Raw genomic sequence first — 21290 nt, 5'->3', positions numbered from 1 at the left:
ACGGCATGCTCAAACCGCTGCTGCTTATCTTTGTTTGCCTGGCGTTGCTGGGGCTCTCGGCCCACTTGTTCACTCGCGGCTTACGCGAGCCCGGCACCCGGCGCGTGCTGGAACGCCTGAGCCAGGGGCAACCGGAGCGGGTGGTGCGCAAAACATCCTGGACGGGACTGGATCGCGCCTTTTTGCGCGCTGGCCTCGGGCGGCCCACCGAACGCCTGGGTGTGTGGCTGACGCTGTGGGGCTTGAGTATCCTGCTCGGGTTTTTCGGCGGCGGCTGGCCGGGGTTGCTCGCCCTGTTGCTGTTGCCTCCCCTGCTCCTGCGCCTGTATGTCAACTGGCGTTACCAGCGTCGGCTCAAGCGCATGATCGAACAATTGCCCGCATTGCTCGATCACAGCGTGCGCAGCCTGAAGTCCGGGCGCACCTTGGCCGACGCGGTATTGGGCGCCATCGACGCCGCCGAAGATCCGCTGAAAGATGCCTTGGGCCGCGTGAAGCGCCAGGTGCACATGGGCATCAGTCTGCCGGACGCCACCTCGGACTTCGCAGAACTCTACGACAAAGACGAACTTCGCCTGTTTGCCCTCGGCTTGAAGGTCAACCACCGCTACGGTGGCAACGCCAGTGAACTGCTGGAAAACCTGATCAAGATCATCCGCGAACGGGAACAGGCTGCTCGCCAACTGAGCGCCATGACCGGTGAAACCCGAGTCACGGCGGTTGTCCTGGCGCTACTGCCGGTCACAGTCGCCGGCTATCTCCTGGTGTCCAATCCAAAGTACCTGATGACCATGTGGGACGACAGTTCAGGGCAATCGATGCTGATGGGAGCGCTCGCCCTGCAGGTGTTCGGCTGCCTGGCACTGTGGCGGATGTTGCGCAGCCTATGAACGCGTCCATGCTGCTGAGCTCGCTATTGTTCCTGCTGGCATCGGGATTGTTTATCTGCGTCATGGTGCAACTGCGTCATCGTGCTCGCCAGGTGGTGCAGCGCCTGGACGGCAAGGCGCCGGGCGAAAGCCGCTTGAGCCAATGGCTGCAGGCGCTGGGCACCAGCCGGGTCGGCCAGCAGTCGGTCAAGCTCGACAACGAAACCCAGACCCTGCTCAATTGCCTGGGCTGGCGTACCGCGCGGCAACGGGCGTTATTTGCCGCCTTGCAGGTTGGCGTCCCGGTACTGGCGCTGGCGTTGAGTGCATTGGTGCAGGGTCTGTTCTTCCCCCAGGTCATTCACCCATGGCTAGTCCCGGCGTTCGCCCTGGGTATCGGTTATCTGCTGCCCAAGCGTCTGCTGGCCGCTGCTGCGCACCATCGGCAGAAAAAACTGGCGATGGAAATCTCCACCTTCATTCCGCTGCTGCGCATCCTGTTCGAATCAGGCATGGCCGTGGAGCAATCGCTGCGAGTCTTGAGCAATGAAGGCAAACAACTGATGCCCACATTGACCCAGGAGTTGCGCCTGGTGCTGGCCCGTGTCGATTCGGGCCTGGAGCTGGGCGATGAACTGCACAAGGTCACCCGCTTGCTGGCGGTCGACGAGTTCACTGACACCTGCGTGATCCTGCAACAGCTGATCCACCAGGGCGGCGGTGCGATGAAATCCCTGCTGGCGCTCAAGTTGTTGCTCGATGACAAGCGCCTGGCGCGCCTTCAGGAATACATCTCCAAGATGTCCGCAAAAATGTCCGTCGTGATGATGCTGTTCCTCTTCCCGGCGTTGTTGATCGTACTGGCGGGCCCGGGCTTCACCGCCCTCGCCCGGGCTTTTGCTTCTTAGGGGAATCGTGATGAAAGCAATGTTTGCAGGTTTTTGTCTGCTGATGCTGGGGGGTTGCGCGAGCAACGGACAGACACCCTGGAGTGCCCTGACCCCCGTCAGTTGCGGAAAATTGAACGCCGAACAACAGTTGTCGCTGAACCTGGCCGATGACATGGCCAATAACGGCAAGTTGCACGCCAGCCTCGCCAACCTGCAGAGCCTGCCGGACAATGTTGCCGACGTGCGCCTGCGCAAGGCCAAGGTGTATCGTCTGCTGGACCGCAGTGAAGCCGAACCGCTGTACCGCAGCCTGCTCGGCGGCTGCCTGGCCGCCGAAGCCGAACACGGCCTGGGCCAACTCGCCGCCGCCCGAGGCGACCATGGCCTGGCCCAGGCGCACCTGCAACGGGCCGCCCGGCTGGCGCCCACCGACGAAAAAATCCGCAACGACCTGGGTGTGGTGTACCTCAATCAATTGCGCATTGAAGACGCAAAATTCGAATTCCTCACCGCCATCGAGCTCAAGCAAAGCGACCAACTGGCCGCCGTGAACCTGGTGACCCTGTTGATCTACCAGGACGACTGGAACCGCGCCGCCGAGCTGGTCAGCCGCCTTGGCCTGAAACCGGCACAAGTCACCCAGGCCCAAGCCCGCGCCGAGAAGCTCAAGCAGCCCACCAAGCCTGGCTCGACCATCGCCGCGCAAGTCGCCGCCGTTCAGTAGGGAGCCCCTGATGAAATCGACCACCTTTTTTTGCCTCGGCTTGCTGACCCTGCCACTGGCCGCCCACGCCATCGACGCAGGCCCCGCTTCGGCACAACAACAGGAAACCGAAGGCTGGCTGCAACTGCAAAGCAACAACACCGCCGCCTCCACCAAGCCGCAAACCGCCAGTGCCACCGAGCGCGAACTGGCAATGCAGCGCTGGCTGAAAAGCTTTCAGCATGAGATTCCGGAGTTCTTTGATCAGGATGTAGGTGGATCGGTGGACAGCGGATCGCAAGAATAGCGCTAAACCACATCCCCCTCTGTAGGAGCGAGCATGCTCGCGATGGTCGTGAACGATGACGCTGGGCACCTGACACCCCTCGGTGTTCTCAGGTTCATCGCGAGCATGCTCGCTCCTACAGGGCGGGGGTAGGCGCCATCACTGCGACCAAGCCAGTGGGTGGCGAACCGTACGCAGGTTGCGTCGACCAGGGAATGGAAAACCGGGTGACCAAACCTGGTCACTGATTTTGCAGTGACAGGCAAAGGCTAGTGATCAGGCGTCCGACGGACAACCTGTAAAGAGTGTCGGATGTTTCCGAGGGATTTGAGGGATTCTGCACGAGATTTGTCGGTTGTCCGGCCGTCTGCGCGAGCAGGCTCGCTCCCACAGGTGGACCCAGTACGTCCGCCAGATGCAGGTCGGCTGGCGGGCTGGATATGTACACCAGCCTAAAGCGCAGATCAGCTCGTCGACGCCCGATGCCGCAGCCCTGAATGATTCGGCGTCATCGCCAACGCCAATTGCGTGCGGTTATGCATATGCGTCAACCGCAGCACCTGCGACACGTACAACTTCACCGTGTTCTCGGTAATGCCCAACTCGCAGGCAATCTGATAATTGGTTTTCCCCTTGCCCACCAACCGCGCCACCTCCAGTTGGCGTGGCGACAGCTGATTGAAGATGGCCGGGATCTCGGTTCGCTCGGTATCGCTGGCATCCCCTCCCGAGGCATTCGGTGTACGCCGAACCCGGTCCAGGTCCTGGTACAGATCATCAAGCGACTCGGACAGGTATTGCAGCTTCTGGTTCAGATGCCCCAACTGCAGCGTCTTATGCCGCTCCTGCAGTGCCACTTCCTGGCGCTGTACGCCTTCGAGCAATTCACCCAGGTCAATCGGCTTCTGGTAGTAATCGGCAACGCCGGCGCGCAATGCCTTGATCACATCCTGCTTGTCCGCCTGCCCGGTGAGCATGATGGCTTCGAAGGCCCGGTGTTTACCACTCAGGCGTTGCAGCTCCTGGACCATTTGAATGCCGTCCAGGCCAGGCATGTGCAAATCGCAGAGGACCAGGCCAATGTCCATGTCTTGTTGGAAACGTTCGATCGCCTGATGGCCGGATTCGCAGGGAACGCAGCGGTAGCCGTTGCTCTCAAGAAATTCGCAAAGTTCTGTGACGATCAAGGACTGATCGTCGACCACGAGGACTTTTATTGCCGAAGTACGCTTGTTCACGTGCAACTCCCTGCAAGGCCAAGGACTGACCGTCCTATTACTGAAACCCCTGTATGAAAGTAGTCGCTCTTTCGCCGCTGTACAAAACGGATCACATGCCGAGCCAGGCGAATGTCAGCACCAGCCCCACCAACAAGAAAGGGGCAAAGGGCTGTTTCCTTGACAGACCGGGCTCCAGATAACACAGGCGACTTCTAAGCCCTTGACTGATATGAAGCCAGACTCTTGGCGCCAGCAGTATCCAACACACACTGGCCAGGCCGGCACCGATAAACACGCCCAGCACGTGCCGACCATCGGTCGCCAGCCCCAGGGCGGTCATGAGCTTGACGTCCCCACCACCGAGGCGACGCATCGCATAGCCGGGCAAGGTGAAGGCCATGGCCAGCAACGCAGCCCAGCCACCCTGCGTGGCTGGGGCGCCGACCCAGGTGGTTCCGCTCCATAGCAGATACGCCAGCGCCAGCGCCCCCACGCCCAGGGTCAGGCGGTTGGCGATGTGCCGTTGCCGGGCATCTTGCGCTGCGCATAGCGTCAGCCAGATCAGTAGGACAAAGCTCTGCATCCGGTAAAAAACGTCCGTTATGGCGGAATGATTCTATGCTGACATTACCTCGTGATGTCAGGGTAGTCGCACTCATGAAAAGCAACCTCCCACGTAAGCAAAAAGGTGCCGTAGCGATTGAATTTGCCTTGGTGTTCGTGATCTTTTTTGCCGTGTTCTACGCGATTGTCACGTATAGCCTGCCGCTGTTGCTGATGCAGTCGTTCAACCAGTCGACCGCCGAAGCCGTGCGCCGTAGCGTGGCCCTGGACCCGAACACGCCCGGCTATGAGGCTGCGCTGAAAAACGTCGTCAAGCTGGAACTGACCCGGCAGTTGGCCTGGATTCCCGCCGGGCTGAATTTCGATGTCGCCACCGACACGACCACGACTTATACGGGCGGCGTGTTGAAGGTGGCCATCCACTATCCCTCGCAAAAGTTAAACGCGGTGATTCCGTTTCTGAACCTGCCGGGGATTGGCCCCATACCGAATTTGCCGGCGACGCTCACCGCCAGTTCGAGCCTGCAATTTTGAGTGCCGGGGATAAACTCTTCGGGCGCCTGCTCAATCGCCACCCGCCGGCACACCAGGAAATCGTGGAGCCCCCAAGCGTACTCAGTGTCGGCCTGCAGATACAGCTCGACGCCCAGGGTCGGGTGTTGCACCTGAGCGGCCCACTGCGGCATCTGCTGGCCCAGCAAGCCCCGGCGGCACAGCTTGCACATCTGCTGGATTTTCTCTTGCCCCATTGCAGCCTCGCCATCGAGGGCCCTCCCGCCGATTGGCGGGGTCAGCTTCTGGACCTGGACTTCTACAGCCTCAGCGGCTCGCCCCTGCACCTGCGTGGCTGGGTCCAGCCAATGGCCGACACTTGGTTGCTGCAGTTGCTGGACATCGGCGACTTGCTGCTTGAACGCCGACAAGCGCGCCTGCGCGAGCAGTGCCAGTTGCTCGCGGCGCAAATCGGTGAACAGTTGCGCCTGTGCAGCCTGATGCGCTTGCCCGACGTGCTGGTGGACCAACTGCAATCGCTGGCCCAACGCTTTCACATCCCCTGTATCGCCCTGGCGCTGCTCGATGAGCAGGAGGGCTGGCAGATTCACCAGCACTATGCCGGCTTTGACACGCCCAGCCTGTGGCACAACGGCCAGCGCCTGGGCACCGGCCTCGACAGTCTGGACGGCTCCACGCCGCATCACCTGAACCTGGCCGAGCACCCGCGCCTGCAAGGCACCTTTGGCAACACCGAGGGTTTCGCCGTGCCCTATCACGACGCTCAAGGCGTGGTCGCCTGGTTGCTCTGTGGCTGTTACACGGCCCATCAACAGGCCCCGGACGTCAGCGAGCGCGACTGGCTGCAGTTTGCCGCCGCCCTCGCCGGCCCCTTGCTTGCGCGCTTGCGCGAACATCGCCATCACCTGCAGCTGGAGCGCCTGGAGTCGTTGCAGGCGTTGCTCGGCACCGGCTGGTGGGAAATGTTCAACGACAGCGAGGTGCAATTGGCCCCCTCCCTGGCCCGCGCCCTGCATCTTGACCAGGAACGTCTGCCGCTGCAGGACTGGCTCGCCCAAGTGCACCCTGCCGATCGTGAAGAATTGCACAGCCGCCTGCAGGACTTGCGACTCGACGGCGCACCCCTGCTGTTGTGCGTGCGCCTGCACCGTGCCGACGGCGACACTCCACCGACCTGGTATCGCTTGCAAGGCCAGGCCCTGGGCGTCGGCAACCAACGGCGCCTGGTAGGATTCATGCTCGACATCAGCGACATCAAGAACCAGGAGCAACTCGTCGCTGCCGCGCATGCCCGGCTGGACAATCTGATCGCCAGTTCACCTGCGGTGATTTATGTGCAGCGCTATGTCGAAGGTGCGCTGCAACCGACCTTTTTCAGCGACAGCCTGCAACCCTTGCTGGGCTGGACGCTCGCTGACTGTACCGGAGCGGCGTTGGTCGATCGCGTTCACCCCGAGGATCGCGAGCGTTATTTCGAACGCACCCGCCTGCTGTTGCGCGAAGGCTCGGTACGTGCACGTTATCGGCTGCGCGACAGTCGCGGCAATTACCACTGGCTGCTCGACGAAGCCAGGTTGCTGCGCGATGACCTGGGTTTGCCGGTGGAAGCCGTCGGCCTGTGGCTGGACGTCACCGATGCGACGCTGGCGGCCGAACACGTCAAGCAGAGCGAGGAGCGTTACCGGATGCTGGTGGAGGACTCGCCGGCCATGATCTGCCGTTACCGTCCGGACCTGACCCTGACCTTCGGCAACCGGCCGCTGGCGACCTACCTGGAATGTTCGCCCGAGGGTTTGCCGGGGGTTAACCTGGGCAGCTGGATGTCGGCGCAGCAGCGCGAGTCCTTCCTCCAGCGCCTGAGCCAATTGAGCCCGGAATTCCCGGTGAGCACGGCGGAAATCAATCTGCAATTACCCGGCCGGGAACACGCCTGGTGGGTCTGGTCGGATCGCGGAGTGTTCGACGAGCAAGGCCGCTTGCTGGAAGTGCAGGCCGTGGGTCGCGACAACACCGAAGTCCGGCGCGCCCAGCAACAGCTGACCCAAAGCGCGAAAATGGCCACATTGGGCGAGATGGCCACCGGCCTGGCCCATGAAATCAACCAGCCGCTGAACGTGATGCGCATGGCGATCATCAATGTGCTCAAGCGCCTGGGCAATGGCGACCTACAGATCGATTACCTGACCGACAAGCTCAACCGCATCGACGCTCAGGTCCAGCGCGCAGCGCGGGTGGTGGACCACATGCGCGTGTTCGGCCGCCGCTCGGACATCGAACAGCAACCGTTCAACCCGGCCCAGGCTATCGACGGCACCTTGTCGCTATTGGCCGAGGGGATGCGTGGCAAAGGGGTGGAACTGCGGGTCAGCGAGTGCGCTTTTGCGGTTCAGGTACGTGGGTATGTCGATCAGCTGGAACAAGTGTTGATCAACTTGATGGTCAACGCCCGGGATGCACTGCTCGGCAAGCGTGAGGCCGACGGTCAATTCAAACCGTGGATAGCGGTGTATACCGAACGCGATGAACACGCGGTGCGGCTGTGGGTGGAAGACAACGGCGGCGGCATCGATCCGCGCTTGCTGGAACGCATCTTCGAACCCTTCTTCACCACCAAGCCGGTGGGCGTCGGCACTGGGCTGGGGTTGTCTGTGAGCTACGGCATCGTGCAGAACATGGGGGGAACACTCAGCGTCAGAAACTCGGCCGAGGGCGCGCGGTTTTGCATCGAGCTGCCGATCGTGCCCGATGCTCAGATCACCAGCGATGCTCGGCCGGCGTGACAGCTGAGGTTGGCGCCGACTTCGACCTTGTTCAAGTCGATGCCCAGGCTCGCCAGCAGCGTGTTGATCAGGGTATCCAGCAACGGGCTGAGCACGGTGTTGATCGCATTGACCAGCGCGGTGGTGACGTCGTTCAAGAGGCTGCCCAGGCCACCGATGATGCTGCCCGACAGCCCATACATGTTCACGCCGAGGTCGCTGACGGTGGTGCTCAGGCTGTTGACGATGTTGTTGGTGGTGTAGGCGTAGAAAAACGGTGGCTGGTTGATTTCCGGCAGGTTGGCGGCAGCTGGTGCGGAATACACGTGGGGGATGTTGGCGTTTTGCGCTACCGCGGTATTGACCTGGATGCCGATGCCACCGCTCGGCCGATGGTTGTAGCAGACCGCCGGCAAAAACAGCAGTCGGTTGCAGGTTTGCACACCGACATAAATGACTTGTAGCGGGTTGACGATATTGGTCGGCGGGACCGTGGCGGAACCAAACACATCCTCCGGGGTGATCTGTCCGATTTTCAGCCCGATCAGCTTGGTCGTGGTGCTGGTGGTCAGGCTTTTATTCGTCGAGCTTATGCAGCTGTAAGCCGTGACATAACTCCAGGCACCGCCCGCTTCCAGAGCAACATCGAGCCGTATCGGCGGAGGCAGAAGCTTGACTTCCGTCGTGTCACACGGTGCACCCAAGCCGCACGTCAGCAACTTGTGCAGTTGCAGGCCCAGCAAGTCTTTCAGAAAGTCGGTCAGCGACGTAGCAAGGTCAAGTACGGCATTGACCAATGGCGTGATGGCGTCCAGTACCGGCAGGTCAATGGACAACAACGTCTTGACCTGGGCGGTTCGAACATAAATGCGGTCAGGCCCCAAAGGTGCCTGGGCCGCCTTTTTCGGATTGCCCACGGCCGACAATTGCGGTGGCTGCATCACCTGCACCCGCGCAGTGATCTGCGCCAGGCCCGCGAGGTTGATCGGCAGGGTCGCCACCAGGCCGTTCTGCTTGTTGGCCAACTGCACGACGCCTTCAATCAGGTCGAAAGCCTTGAGGTTCACTGCCAGGGCCGAGATGTCACTGCCACTTTCGACGTGCAGCAAGTCGCCCAGCACCACGCTGGTCGCACCGGCAGCCAGTTTCAGCGCCTTCAGGCTGACGATCGTGGCACTCGCTGCCAGAGTGCCATTGGGGTCCAGGACATTGATGGCGGCCTGGATCAACTGGCTGACGGTGATGCTGTTGGACAGCACCTGGTCGTAGCCTACGGCGGTCAGGCCGAGGTCGACTTTCAGGCGATTGAGGTAGCTGAGCAGGCTGATGTTGCTGTTGACCAAGCCATTCCAGCCTGCGGCATTGATCGTCACGTTGCCTCCCAGCAAGCCACCGAACAGCAAACTGGTAATGGCTGCCTTGCTGGTATCGAATGTCAGCACAGTGCTGCGGATGGTCAGTGCTGCCAGCGGCGGCGGGAGCGCGGCGACCGCTGTGGCCTTCAGGTTCAGGGTCGAGCCAGCAGGGGCACCGCCAAACAGAGCACCAATGCCGCCCGCAAAACTTTGCGGCACGACGTGGCTGGCGATGACCTGGATCGCTTCACTTTTGCCAGGGTCGACGGAAAATATCCGCAGGCTGTTGGCATCCAGGGTCAGCGCACCGCAGCTAACCACCAGTGCACGCCCGTCGCTGGGCAGAGTGAAGCCGTTGCGCTGGGCACTGGCGGTGGCATAGCTGGTCGCGGTCGCACCCGTGGAACAATCACCACCCCGCGTGGCGGCTTCAAGTGCGGCCATGTCGGCGATGCGCTGCAGGTTGCGCTTTTCCAGGTAGAGCCGGCCGCTGTCGATCACCAGCAACATGAACGCCAAGGCCAGCGCCAAGGTAACGGCCGCCATCAAGCCAATGGCCCCTGTTTGTCGGGCAGGGCCGCGAAACTGCATGCGGGGCGACATCGCGCACTCCTTTGCCGGCGCACGGCCGAACGTAACCTCCGTGGGTGTAAGGCAGTGTAGACAAGGGATGGCGTGACTGCTGGCAACTCGCCACCGCCTGTAGGGGGTGTTAATTGGGTGTTTTCACCGGCGGGGTGGGTAGTTGGCCAGAATCCTCGTGACCGTTTCGTGTATCGCATTACTGCGGTCTGTCGGATTCGGCGTGCGGCTGAGCATCTGTTCGTCACTGCCGCGCCAGACCAGCTTGCCGTCCTTGCCGTCGAGCAGGTCGATCTGGATCGTCGCGACCTTGTAGGACACCAGGCGGGTTTCGTTGTACATCGGTGCGCCATAGTAGCCGTACCAAGGGTAACCCCAACCGCCGCCGTAGTTGGTCGTCACCTGTTGCTGGCGATCCTCGACTATCAGGTAAGCCTGCACATTCACATCCCCCCTGGCGCCGGCGCCCGCCTGACGCAGGCCACGTTGCTCGAGCTGATCGGCCACCGAATCGCGCACACGCTGTTCGGTCAGGTCGCTCTTGATCCTGGGGTCATCGGGACGGTATTGCAGCGCCGGTTCTTTCCAGCTCCAGCTGTGATACGCGGCAAAATCGCGGCTGGCATCGAAGTCATGATTGACCTGGTTGGCGGCGCAGGCACTGAGCAGCACGGCCACTGCCAGTAAAGCGAGACGGCGGAACATGGCGATTCTCCGGTAGAAGACATGAACCTGCGAAATGCTTCTGGACTACAGGAAGCTAACTAGGAGGATACGCCGACATTGCCTTTTCTACAGCCTCCCGTATGGCATCGACACGCTCGCCCTCGCTGCCCCGGTTGCTGGTTTCAGCGCTCGAACTCCAAACCGGTTCACCGTTTTGCGCGTCGTACAGGTCAACGTGAACCACCACGACCTGTTCCTCATAAGTGCGCACAATCGGAATGCTGCCGTACATGCCGTAACCCGGGCCATAACCATAGCGGTTATAGCCGCCGTAACCGCCGTAGTAGCCGTAATCGTCCTGGACCTGACGCAAGCGTGTTTCCAAACGCAGGTCTGCGCTGACGAACAGATCCGCCGGCCGGTTGTCACGCAGGGGCCGCAGGCCGCGTTGATCCAGCGCACTGCTGACGGCATCGGCGACCTGCGCCGAGTCCGCCCACGCGGTGCCCGGCGGCATTTGCCCGTTGAGCCAGGCCCAGCTGCGATAACGCCCGTAGTCTCGCGGTGGCGCCGGGTAGGCGCTGCGATCAAAGGTACTGGCCGCCTGAGGTGGCGCTGGCGGCAAAGGCCTGGAACTTGCCACGTACGGATTGCTGCCCTGGCAGGCCGCCAGGCCCAGGCAGATCAACAGCAACCCTGCACGACTTTTCATTTCGAACTCCGATCAGACCGGCCGACAGATCCAGTGCAAGTAACGCCCCAGCCCGGCAAAGGCTGGATGGCGCCGATGGGCCAGCTCCATTTCGAGCAGGTCCGACAGCTCAGCGCGGGCCTGGAACTCCACCGGCATGTAATCGTGAAAAACCCGAACGCCACTCTGGCTTTCGACCTGCCACAGCCCCTCAAGTTGCGCTGCCAACTCTCGTGGGTCCAGGGGCTGTTGCGGAGTCAGGCTCTGCTTCTCGCCGGCCATGTCATTCTTGCGCATCTTGCGGAAATGGCCCTTGAGCAAGTTGCGATAAATCAGTGCGTCGCGGTTGTAGAAGGCCAGGGATAGCCAACCATCGGCCTTGGTCAACTGGTGCAGTACCGGCAGGATGGCGTGCGGTTCGGCCAGCCATTCAAGCACGGCATGACACAACACCAGGTCGTAGCGTTCGGTGAGCTGACCGGGCAGTTCCTGCCAGGGCGCCTGGATAAAGGTCGCATTCTGTTCCGCATCGGCAAAGCGCTGGCGGGCGCCCTCGAGCATCGGTTCGGCGGGCTCGGCCAGGGTCACCTGATGACCACGCTGGGCCAGCCACAACGACATGTGGCCCAGGCCCGCGCCAATATCCAGGACCCGCAGTGGCCGATCCGGCAGGGCTTCGGCCAGATCGGCCTGCAGCACCGCCAGGCGAATCGCGCCTTTGGCGCCGCCGTAGATTTTTTCGGCGAAACGCGTCGCCAGTTGATCGAAATGACGGTCGCTCATCAGCCGAACCTCCGCTCGCTGTCCGCCAGCTTGCTGCGTACAACGTCATTCATGTCCAGCCCCAGTTCGCTGCACAGCAACAACAGGTAGAGCACGATATCGCCGATTTCCTGCCCGGCATGGGCCAGCTTGTCAGCCGGCAGCTGCCGTGACTGGTCTTCGCTCAGCCACTGGAAAATCTCCACCAGCTCGGACATTTCGACACTCGCGGCCATGGCCAGGTTTTTCGGGCTGTGAAATTGCCGCCAGTCATTGCGATCACGGATAGCGTGCAGGCGTTCGGTCAGTTCAACAAGGTTCATCGGGCTCTCCTGAAGACGTATAGCTTCGGGGGGATGACGGGGGAAGGCAAGTGCCTGGCAGCATTGTCGGTCTTTGCACCATAATCATTCGATGGCGTGATTCGTGGCGCCTGTGAAAATTCGCGGCAAGTCGAACCGTCGCTCCGCAGCTCCTACAGACAGGACGTTCATTTCATGCAGGTAGAAGGTTTTTTCGAATGGCTTGGCCAGGTCCTCGGCTCAATCATCCGCTTCATCGTTGATGGCCTCAGCGGTCTGTTCCAACTGGTGAGTCGCGCGAGCAGCCATTTTGTCGAGGGCTTGTCCGAGGCACTGGGCATGGACACGTCGATCATCAGCATCATCACCCTGATCGTCGGGTTGGTGTTGTTATGGTCGGCCATTCGCGCGTTCATGAACGCCGCGTTTATCATGGGGATCATCTGGTTGATGCTGGGGTTGTGGTTGCTCAGCTGGATCATGCACTGACCCCACCCCCCCTGTGGGAGCGAGCCTGCTCGCGAAGATGGCGCGACATTCGACATTGATGTAGTTCAAAGACCGCCTTCGCGAGCAGGCTCGCCCCTGCAATGGATCGCGGCAGATTCCAAATGTGTCGCTACAATGCCTGCTCCCCAAGGAGCCTGCATGTCCAACCTGATCGCCGACTGGCGCGACCGCCCAACCCATCGTCGGGTCTGGGCGCTGGCTGCGCCGATGATTCTCTCGAACATTTCCGTACCGCTGGTGGCGCTGGTCGACAGCACCGTCATTGGCCATCTGCCTCACGCCCATCAACTCGGGGCCGTGGCGGTCGGGGCCAGCCTCTATACCTTCCTCGCCTGGGCGATGGGTTTTCTGCGCATGGGCTCCACCGGGTTTGCCGCCCAGGCCGCAGGGCGCGGGGATGGCGCGGCGCTGCGGCAGATTCTGTTGCAGGGCCTGCTGCTGGCCATGGGGCTGGCGGTGGTGCTGGGTGCCTTGGGCGTGCCGTTGAGCGGGGTTGCGTTGCACTTCATGCAACCGTCGGCGGAACTGGACCAGATGACCCGCGAGTTTTTCCACACTCGCTTGTTCGGCCTGCCGGCGGCACTGGCCAGCTATGCGCTGGTCGGCTGGTTTCTCGGCACGCAGAACGCCCGCGCGCCGCTGGCGATCCTGTTGAGCACCAATCTGGTCAACATTGCCCTTAACCTGTGGTTTGTCCTTGGCCTGGAATGGGGGGTGGTGGGCGCGGCCCGGGCTTCGGTGATCGCCGAATGGACCGGCGCGCTGATCGGCCTGATGATGACGCGCCAGGCCCTGCGCGCTTATCCCGGCCATATCGTCTGGGCCACCCTGGCACTCTGGCAGAGTTGGCGACCGCTGTTGGCGGTCAACCGAGACATTTTCATCCGCAGCCTGGCGCTACAGTCGGTGTTTTTCCTGATCACCGTGCAAGGCGCCCGGCTGGGCGATGCGACCGTTGCCGCCAACGCCCTGCTGCTCAACGGCTTGCTGCTGACCGCCCACGCACTCGACGGACTGGCACATGCCGTGGAAGCCCTGTGCGGACACGCCATCGGCGCGCGCGACCGCAATGCCCTGCGCCGCTCCCTGGTGGTGGCCTGCGGTTGGTCCTTGTTGGCGAGCCTGGGCTTTGCCGGCTTGTTCCTGTTTGCCGGACACCTGTTCATCCAGATGCAAACCGACATAACCAGCGTGCGCGACACTGCTTTCCTGTACCTGCCCTATCTTGCAGTGCTACCGCTGATCGCCGTCTGGAGCTACCTGCTCGATGGGTTATTCATCGGCGCCACCCGTGCCAGGGAAATGCGCAACGGCATGCTGCTGACAGTGGTACTGCTGCTGCCGTTCGCCTGGGCGCTGCAGGGTTATGGCAACCATGGCTTGTGGATAACCTTTCTGCTGTTCATGTTGCTGCGCAGCCTGACGCTCGGCTTGATTGCCTGGCGCCTGCGCCAGAACGATGGCTGGTTCGCCCGCGCTCACTGAGCCAGTGGCATCTACAGCATCGGCTCAGGTTGAGCCGTCCTGCCATAGCTTGCGGACACTATCGAGGCGCTCCTGTTGGGTACCGCCCGATAATGGTTGCACCAGCCAGGCGTCGGGGTATTGCAGGCGCAGCCATATCCAGTCGTCGAGCACCGGGCGCTCGCTGAAGCCCAATGCCAGCCCCTCTTCCAGATGGTCCCACAGACGCGTGAAATCAGCGCCCGTGGACCGATTCCAGCGCCAGGCATGGTGTTCCAGCAGGCACGTCTGCAGTTTTTCCCGCTGCCGTGGGCTCAGATCCTCATCGACCTCCAGAGGGCGCACATCAAGCCCCGGGTTGAGCAACTGCTGCCAGCCCTGACAGCCGAGCGCGCGGTCTGCCCAGGTTCCGCCGAACCAGCGCAATTGACTGATAGGCCCTAACCAGCGACTGAGTTCCTCGGCATCGCAGGCATCAAAAAAATAACTGGCGGTGTTCGGGTTGAAGTAACTCAACAAGGCGCGGTGATGCAGGTTGAACGAGACGCTGAGCATGCGCCGCAGATGCGCCAGCAATGTCGACGCCGTCGCCTCGCTGAACATCAGCAACCCAGGCCAGCGCTGCCCATCGACGCGGTACAGATCGGCCAGGGCCGGGCAGCTCTGCAGATCGATGAGTACCGGCCCCTGCTCCTGCAGTGCCTGCCACTCGGTGTCTTCGAACAACCAGAACCTACCGGCCTGAGCAAACGTTTCCTGCAGGGTCACGCCCACCTGCGGTGCGCCCGGCATGTCCAGTAACAACCATTGCGGGTTCGCAACGGTTGCCTGTACCGCGCTCATGCCGCACCGCTCTGGCCAAGGCGCGGCGCCGTGCGACAGATGCAGAGCGCCTGGGCGCAATAATTGAAACTGCCACCACCGGGCAACAGGCACAGCAACATCAGGGGCTCGCCCGAACACAACCACTGTTGCACTCCGTCGAGCGGGCAATCTTCGAGAACAGATGTGGCAGGATCCTGCACCTCGTTTACTTCGACACTGGCGGGGCCGTGCAGAAACCCGGTGATCAACGGTCGATCCGGATCACCTTCGGTGAAGCTCACCACCACCTCCGTGCCTTCAGCCAACCGTGGGCTGGCCGCAACGTTCAGTGGCGCAGCCAATGGCAGCCAGCAGTGGCTGGATGCCGCGCCCTCCCCCTGGTAAACCCAGTCAAACTGCACCGCCACAGGCCTGGATGGATCAGGTTGCGGCTCATCGACATCGACCACCCATGCCCGTTGCAGGCTGTGCATCCTGGGCTTCAGCGCCACCTGTGGCGTTTCAAGGGGCAACACCCACTGCTCCGCCCGCAGCGTATTGCTATAGGTCTGGCTCGCCGCCTGTTCGCCTTGATGCTCGATATGGGTCACCAACCATGGTTGATTCCATTCGGGAACCGGGTGCCCGGACAGCGGCATGAGCTGGCCGCTGCGCAGCGTCGTCAGGTCAGAACCACACTCCACGCGCTGCGCCGCGCCATCGGTACAGCGCATGACCTCGAAACGACGAACTGCCGGTTGCCCGCCCATCGCACGGAAGACCGCCGCCTCAGCGACCTGAAAATTCCCTGGCCCCTCGCCGATCACCACGCAATGTCCATCCGCCCGGTGTTCGAAGTGATAGTGCAACCGCTCATGGGCGCAAAGGCGCTGAAGAAACTGCAGGTCCGATTCCCGGTACTGCGTGCAGAAATCACGGGGTGGGTAATCGCCAGCCAATTCGAGGCGTCGATCCTGATCGACAATGCCGTGCTCCCTGAGCACCTGATCAAGTATCTGCGGCACTGAGCGACCGCTGAAAATGCGCTGGCTGTAGCGCCGGGCCAGACAGGCGAGTTTCGGCCCCAGCCGAACCTGACAGAGCCTGACCCCCAAACCATGTTCACGCTGGACCAGTTCGTGCAGCTGCCCATGGATGACGTTTCCCTCCGGCCCGAATAGCAAGGAGGCCGAACGGTACAGCAAGCCGGCGAGATCGAGCGTCGGGTCTTCGATCAGCAGGTCCACGTCGAACACGAAAGGCTCGCTGATGGATTCTCTACCGGCAAAGGACAGAACCTCGAAGGCATTGGACAGACCTGCTACGTCCAGACGAAATGACGATTCGTTGGCTGGATCGACCATGGGCATTTCTCTACAGGAGGGACAGCCGGGGATTCTCGCCGAGAGAGATGGCCGAGTAGAGAGGCGAAGTACAACTTAGGAAAAGACCTACGCGAAAAGAGGACGAAATCCCTTGGACGGCCGATACGCGATCTTTTTCGCAGGAAAAAAGAGAAATGCCCCACCGGGTTATCTGAAATTTCCTCAGCAAAAGGTAAATTTTCAGACAACCCGATGAGCGCAGTACTTACCTCAGGAAGACAGGTAAGAGGAACGGGTCAGGCCCAGACGCAAGGCATCGAGGAACTGGGTGCGCTCGCTGGCACTGATGCGAGCACTGGCGCACTTGTCGCGGTAGTGGGTCATCAGTTCTTCTGGCGACAAGTGCACGTAGCGCAGCATGTCTTCGATGGTGTCGTGGGTCTCGATACCGGCGTGGTACACGCTGCCGTCAGCGTTCTGGTAGATGTTCACCGAGTCGGTGTCACCGAACAGGTTGTGCATGTCGCCGAGGATTTCCTGGTAGGCGCCGACCAGGAACACACCCAGCAGGTAGTCCTCGCCTTCGTTCAGGGCATGCACCGGCAAGCTGGTTTCGATGCTCTGCTCGTCGACGTACTGGTTGATCTTGCCGTCGGAGTCGCAGGTCAGGTCCTGCAGTACGGCGCGACGCAGTGGCTCTTCGTCCAGGCGATGCAGCGGGATGATCGGCAGTACCTGGTCGATGGCCCAGGTGTCCGGCAGGCTCTGGAACACCGAGAAGTTGCAGATGTACTTGTCGGCCAGCTTGTCGTTGAGCTCGTCGAGCACCTGACGGTGGGAACGCTGACGCGCCTTCAACGAGTTGTGCAGGCGACGGCACACGGCGAAGTAGCACTGCTCGGCCAGGGCTTTTTCGGCCAGGGTCAGCTTGCCGTCGGCGTACTGGGCGGCGACATCGCTCATGTAGTGCGTGGCGCGCCAGTAGGTTTCGGTGACCATCTCGATGTCGGTCGGGCCCAGCAGGTCCACCAGCCACTGCACGGTTTCCGGCAGTGCTTCCTTGTTCTCGATCTGTGGCACGTCGTCGTTGTGCTTCTCGACGTCCGTCACCTGGATCACCAGCATGGCATGGTGGGCAGTCAGGGAACGGCCGCTTTCGGAGAAAATGTTCGGGTGCGGCAGGCTCTGCGCATCGCAGAATTCCTTGAGCATGCCGACCACGACACCGGCGTAATCGTCCATGTCGTAGTTGATCGAGCTGGCGTTACGCGAGTGCGTACCGTCGTAGTCCACGCCCAGGCCACCACCGACGTCGATGTGATCCACCGGCAGGCCGAGGTTACGCAATTCGCCGTAGTAACGAATCGCTTCCTTGAAACCATGTTGGTAGTCGGCCAGGTTGGCGATCTGCGAGCCCATGTGGAAATGCAGCAGGCGGATGCCCTGGTCCAGGCCCGCGGCGCGGAAACGCTCGACCACCGACAGCAATTGCGCCGCCGACAGGCCGAACTTGGATTTCTCGCCACCGGTGTCTGCCCACTTGGACGAGGCCAGGGACGACAGGCGCACGCGCAGGCCAACCTGTGGCTTGACCTTGAGCGAGGCGGCTTCTTCGATCACCAGGCCGACTTCGGATTCTTTCTCGATCACGATGAACACGTTGTGGCCGAGCTTCTGGCCCATCAGCGCCAGACGGATGAACTCGCGGTCCTTGTAGCCGTTGCAAACGATGGTGCCACCCTTCGGCGCCAGCGCCAGCACTGCCAACAGCTCAGGCTTGGAGCCGGCTTCCAGGCCGATGGAGACGTTCTGGGTGGCGATGATGTTCTCGATCACCGCTTCCTGCTGGTTGACCTTGATAGGGTACAGCGCGGTGTACTTGCTCTGGTATTCCAGGCGCTCGATGTTGGCGTCGAACGCACCGGTGAGCTGACGCACGCGGTCTTGCAGGATGTCCGGGAACCGAACCAGCAATGGCAAGGACAAGCCGCTCTTGCGCAACTGGTCGACTTGCTCGAACAGATCGATTGGTGAACTGCTCGGACCGTTGGGACGAACTTCGACGCGACCGGCGTCATTGATCGCGAAATACCCGGCCCCCCAATGGCGAATCCCGTAAACACTGCGGCTGTCCGCAACTGTCCATTGGCTGCCATCGTCTTTGCGTGTGCGTCTTACGGACATTGAAGTCCCCTATAAAGAAGTCATAGTGCGTCGCCTGGTGTCAGGCCGGCGCAGTCTAAAGAATGAAAATGACGGTTCGTCAACGAAGGGATAGACCTCGCCGACCGCAGTGAGTTTAGAAACCGGTCATGAACAGGCTCTGTGAAAACCATGGTGACGACGCCAGGCCTGCAGTCAGGCAGGTCTGGATCAAGCCGCGGGTGGTTTTCACAGAAGCTGCTAGCCGCCGGACTTCTTTGCCTTGAATCCGTGCTTGATCAGCTCTGCCAAGAGTAGCTCGACATGATCGCCCTGGATTTCAATGATCCCGTCTTTCAACGCTCCACCGGTACCACAGCGTTTTTTCAACGTGGTCGCCAGTTCCTTGAGTGCGTCTTCGGCCAAGGGCACGCCGGTGATGGTGGTCACCGTCTTGCCGCCACGGCCCTTGCTTTCGCGGCGCACGCGAGCAATGCCGTCGCCGGCCGGGATAACGGTCTGTTTGCAGATGCAGGCGTCTACCGGTTTACTGCATTCCGGGCAATGACGACCTGCGTCGGTGGAAAATACCAAGCCACCAAGGGCGGCGAAGGATGCGGCTTTTTTGGCCACCGGCAATCCTCTTGGGAGGACAAAGACTGGTCGCGGCAACCTGGGCAGGTGCCATCGACCGCGAAGCCCCACTCAGGCAGGGGCAGCGCTACTGAAACGGTAAGCTTCTTGTAGGAGCTGACGAGTGCAACGAGGCTGCGATCTTTTGATGTTGAATTAAAAGCAACGTCAAAAGATCGCAGCCTGCGGCAGCTCCTACAAACAGCAATACCGGTTCAGTTTGAAAAGGTCGCGCAGTGTAACGGCAAAAACGCCGATTGCTAAGAGCCAATCGGCGCCAATTTATGCCTCTTTTGCGACGTCTTCGCCACGGGCACGGAGATAGCGTTTCAACGCCGCCAAAGAGTCCGGGCAGTAAGGCTTTTGCTCGATATCCCGTAGCACCTGCTCGATGGGCATGAAGCACGCTTCCAGCACCTCTTCCGGCTGCAGGATCAGCGGGCCGTCCCACACTGCCGAAAATGCCGAACACCAGAGGCGATTGCCAGTGTCCTCGAAGAAAAAATGGTCATGAACGGTCAACTCCACCCCGCTCACTCCCAGCTCCTCTTCCAGTTCCCGGGCGGCCGACTCGGCATAGGTTTCACTGGCGAGCACCATGCCGCCCGCCGCCACGTCCCAATAACCGGGATAGATCGCCTTGCTCAGGGTGCGCCGGTGCACGCAAAGCTCTCCGGCGGAGTTGAACAACATGATGTAGGTACCGCGCCCGATAAGCCCGCGCTCGCGCAAGTCGGACCGGACCAGGGCGCCGAGCAGATTGTCCTGCTCGTCGACCCAGGCGATCTCTTCGGCATCCGAGGCCGCTCGATGGGCGGCCTCGCGCAGGTTATCGATGGAGCTATCGGCCATGGCTCAGCCCTGATTCAGCAATTGACGCAAATCGATGACCGCCGCGTTGGCCCGCGAGATGTAGTTGGCCATCACCAGCGAGTGGTTGGCCAGCACGCCGAAACCGCTGCCATTGAGGATCATCGGGCTCCAGACCGCTTCCTGCGACGCTTCCAGTTCCCGAATGATCTGGCGCACGCTGACCGTGGCATTCTTCTTGGCCAGCACATCGGCGAAGTCCACTTCAATGGCACGCAGCAAATGCGACAAAGCCCAGGCCTGGCCGCGGGCTTCGTAGAACACGTTGTCGATCTGCAGCCACGGGGTTTCGACGATCTCTTCATCAACCTGCGGCACCTGCCCAGGGGCCACCACTTCGGTCTTCAGCGCAGTGTTGAGCTTGACCCGGCCAACACTGGCCGACAGGCGTTGCGACAGCGAACCCAGGCGGGTACCGACATCACCCAGCCAGTTGTTCAGGTTATCGGCACGGGCATAGAACAGTGCGCTCTTCTGGTTCGGATCGGACAGGCGAGTCTGATAGCGAGTCAGGGAGTTGATGCCTTCCTGGAACTCAGACTCACTGGATGGCAGCACCCAGCTTTTATTGTCGAAGTTGAAGCGCGGCTCGGCCTTGGCCAGGTCGGCGTCTTCGGTGGACTGCGATTGCGAACGGGCAAAGTCTTTGCGCAGCGCCCGGCTCAGATCGCGCACCTGCACCAGCACGCCGTATTCCCAGCTTGGCATGTTGTCCATCCACAGGCCTGGCGGCAGGCGGTCGTTGGAAATATAGCCGCCTGGTTTGTTCAGCAGGGTCCCGGCGACACTCTTGAGGGTTTCCACCGTGGTGTAGCCGACCACCATCTGCTTGCCGTCTCTTTCAGCGGCCAACTGCGCATTCTGCTGCACCGGAAACAGGGCAGGTTCCGCGCTCCAGTACCAACCCAGAGCAATCGTCACCAGCAGGTAGATGCCAATCAACGTGGCCAGCGCCCGGCTGAACACCAGGCCGCCCAAATAACTGCGGGTGGCCGACTTCGGTTCAGCGGCACGTTCAGGCGCGCTACCGGCGCGGTTCTTCCAGTCCAGCATGGCGATATCCTTTCAATTACTTGAGTTCATCGATTCGACCACAACCATACAACAACGTGCCTTTTCCCGGCACCCGCCGTTGGCTTTACAGCGAAATTTATCTCACTACGACTAAGGGAATCCCCTAGCTCGCCAAGACTGGAAATTTGTCCGGCTTCCAGCAACGAACTATCGATCATTGCAGCCCTGCGTGCTGGCCCCCAAGGACCTCAGGATCGGACTCGAGGCTCGCCAGCCCCCGCATTGCAGGGACCTTCGCAAGAACCGGCAGGCAATTGACGACTGATTGGCCGGAAACTGAATGGGTGGGTGTCACAGATTATTAAC

General features: G+C 61.2%; 21 protein-coding genes. 8 read left to right on the top strand and 13 right to left on the bottom strand.

What is annotated here, in order from left to right:
- The first annotated feature begins 5 nt into the window (after positions 1–5).
- From HGP31_RS03485 to HGP31_RS03470, 4 genes are read left to right on the top strand one after another with little or no spacing between them, the layout of a single operon-like run.
- Positions 6–890, top strand: coding sequence for a type II secretion system F family protein (locus HGP31_RS03485; RefSeq protein ID WP_020799219.1), 885 nt, complete (start codon positions 6–8; stop codon positions 888–890).
- On the top strand, positions 887–1777 hold the full coding sequence (locus HGP31_RS03480) for a type II secretion system F family protein (RefSeq protein WP_033044767.1): 891 nt from the start codon (positions 887–889) through the stop codon (positions 1775–1777). The genes HGP31_RS03485 and HGP31_RS03480 overlap by 4 nt, the downstream gene beginning before the upstream one ends.
- Before the next feature lie 10 nt (positions 1778–1787).
- Entirely contained in the window at positions 1788–2483 is a 696-nt protein-coding gene (locus HGP31_RS03475) for a tetratricopeptide repeat protein (protein ID WP_168757180.1), read from the top strand.
- Between the two features lie 10 nt (positions 2484–2493).
- The gene (locus tag HGP31_RS03470; RefSeq protein ID WP_168757179.1) at positions 2494–2769 is read left to right on the top strand and encodes a DUF3613 domain-containing protein; all 276 of its coding nucleotides are present in this window, start codon (positions 2494–2496) and stop codon (positions 2767–2769) included.
- Positions 2770–3212: 443 nt separating this feature from the next.
- Here the strand turns inward: HGP31_RS03470 and HGP31_RS03465 are convergent, their stop codons facing one another.
- Both HGP31_RS03465 and HGP31_RS03460 read right to left on the bottom strand, forming a co-directional pair.
- Complete coding sequence (locus tag HGP31_RS03465) at positions 3213–3986, bottom strand: response regulator transcription factor (protein ID WP_020797535.1); 774 nt, start codon at positions 3984–3986, stop codon at positions 3213–3215.
- Positions 3987–4077: 91 nt separating this feature from the next.
- Positions 4078–4551 (bottom strand): A24 family peptidase, encoded by a 474-nt coding sequence (locus tag HGP31_RS03460; protein ID WP_168757178.1) that lies wholly within the window; start codon positions 4549–4551, stop codon positions 4078–4080.
- A 74-nt stretch (positions 4552–4625) separates the two neighbouring features.
- Here HGP31_RS03460 and HGP31_RS03455 point away from each other — a divergent pair, with 74 nt between their 5' ends.
- Together HGP31_RS03455 and HGP31_RS03450 are read left to right on the top strand one after the other, a co-directional pair.
- Positions 4626–5066 (top strand): TadE/TadG family type IV pilus assembly protein, encoded by a 441-nt coding sequence (locus HGP31_RS03455; RefSeq protein WP_020797537.1) that lies wholly within the window; start codon positions 4626–4628, stop codon positions 5064–5066.
- Complete coding sequence (locus HGP31_RS03450) at positions 5063–7825, top strand: PAS domain-containing sensor histidine kinase (protein ID WP_168757177.1); 2763 nt, start codon at positions 5063–5065, stop codon at positions 7823–7825. Before HGP31_RS03455 ends, HGP31_RS03450 begins: the two co-directional genes overlap by 4 nt.
- Here HGP31_RS03450 and HGP31_RS03445 read toward each other — a convergent pair.
- The 5 genes from HGP31_RS03445 to HGP31_RS03425 all read right to left on the bottom strand — a co-directional run bounded on the left by HGP31_RS03445 (position 7795) and on the right by HGP31_RS03425 (position 12183).
- On the bottom strand, positions 7795–9762 hold the full coding sequence (locus HGP31_RS03445; protein WP_168757176.1) for a pilus assembly protein TadG-related protein: 1968 nt from the start codon (positions 9760–9762) through the stop codon (positions 7795–7797). The genes HGP31_RS03450 and HGP31_RS03445 overlap by 31 nt on opposite strands.
- A 123-nt stretch (positions 9763–9885) precedes the next feature.
- Positions 9886–10446: a DUF4136 domain-containing protein gene (locus HGP31_RS03440; protein WP_020797541.1), complete on the bottom strand. Its 561-nt coding sequence runs from the start codon at positions 10444–10446 to the stop codon at positions 9886–9888.
- A gap of 55 nt (positions 10447–10501) precedes the next feature.
- Positions 10502–11119: a DUF4136 domain-containing protein gene (locus tag HGP31_RS03435; protein ID WP_033044797.1), complete on the bottom strand. Its 618-nt coding sequence runs from the start codon at positions 11117–11119 to the stop codon at positions 10502–10504.
- A gap of 12 nt (positions 11120–11131) precedes the next feature.
- Entirely contained in the window at positions 11132–11881 is a 750-nt protein-coding gene (locus HGP31_RS03430) for a methyltransferase domain-containing protein (RefSeq protein WP_020797543.1), read from the bottom strand.
- Positions 11881–12183 carry a MazG-like family protein gene (locus tag HGP31_RS03425; RefSeq protein ID WP_020797544.1) on the bottom strand — a complete coding sequence of 101 codons (303 nt, stop codon included), beginning with the start codon at positions 12181–12183 and terminating at the stop codon, positions 11881–11883. The genes HGP31_RS03430 and HGP31_RS03425 overlap by 1 nt, the downstream gene beginning before the upstream one ends.
- A 174-nt stretch (positions 12184–12357) precedes the next feature.
- On the opposite strand from HGP31_RS03425, the gene HGP31_RS03420 reads away from it, so the two are divergent.
- The gene (locus tag HGP31_RS03420) at positions 12358–12651 is read left to right on the top strand and encodes a hypothetical protein (protein ID WP_020797545.1); all 294 of its coding nucleotides are present in this window, start codon (positions 12358–12360) and stop codon (positions 12649–12651) included.
- 159 nt (positions 12652–12810) lie between these two features.
- Positions 12811–14157 (top strand): MATE family efflux transporter, encoded by a 1347-nt coding sequence (locus HGP31_RS03415; RefSeq protein WP_020797546.1) that lies wholly within the window; start codon positions 12811–12813, stop codon positions 14155–14157.
- 24 nt (positions 14158–14181) lie between these two features.
- Here HGP31_RS03415 and HGP31_RS03410 read toward each other — a convergent pair whose 3' ends face one another.
- The 6 genes from HGP31_RS03410 to HGP31_RS03385 form a co-directional block, all read right to left on the bottom strand.
- On the bottom strand, positions 14182–14979 hold the full coding sequence (locus HGP31_RS03410) for a DUF4123 domain-containing protein (RefSeq protein ID WP_020797547.1): 798 nt from the start codon (positions 14977–14979) through the stop codon (positions 14182–14184).
- On the bottom strand, positions 14976–16304 hold the full coding sequence (locus HGP31_RS03405) for a type VI secretion system Vgr family protein (RefSeq protein ID WP_168757175.1): 1329 nt from the start codon (positions 16302–16304) through the stop codon (positions 14976–14978). The genes HGP31_RS03410 and HGP31_RS03405 overlap by 4 nt, the downstream gene beginning before the upstream one ends.
- A 231-nt stretch (positions 16305–16535) precedes the next feature.
- Positions 16536–18449 carry an arginine decarboxylase gene (speA, locus tag HGP31_RS03400; RefSeq protein ID WP_020797549.1) on the bottom strand — a complete coding sequence of 638 codons (1914 nt, stop codon included), beginning with the start codon at positions 18447–18449 and terminating at the stop codon, positions 16536–16538.
- Between the two features lie 219 nt (positions 18450–18668).
- Complete coding sequence (locus tag HGP31_RS03395; protein WP_007914613.1) at positions 18669–19040, bottom strand: translation initiation factor Sui1; 372 nt, start codon at positions 19038–19040, stop codon at positions 18669–18671.
- A 282-nt stretch (positions 19041–19322) separates the two neighbouring features.
- Positions 19323–19892 (bottom strand): NUDIX hydrolase, encoded by a 570-nt coding sequence (locus tag HGP31_RS03390; RefSeq protein WP_020797550.1) that lies wholly within the window; start codon positions 19890–19892, stop codon positions 19323–19325.
- A gap of 3 nt (positions 19893–19895) precedes the next feature.
- A complete protein-coding gene (locus tag HGP31_RS03385; RefSeq protein ID WP_020797552.1) occupies positions 19896–20963 on the bottom strand; it encodes a DUF2333 family protein in 1068 nt (355 codons plus the stop codon).
- Positions 20964–21290: the final 327 nt, after the last annotated feature.

The sequence above is a fragment of the Pseudomonas umsongensis genome, from assembly GCF_012647205.1.
Classification (GTDB): domain Bacteria; phylum Pseudomonadota; class Gammaproteobacteria; order Pseudomonadales; family Pseudomonadaceae; genus Aquipseudomonas; species Aquipseudomonas umsongensis.
The sequence above is the reverse complement of the archived record's forward strand: the minus strand, read 5'-3'. Positions and strand labels throughout refer to the sequence as shown.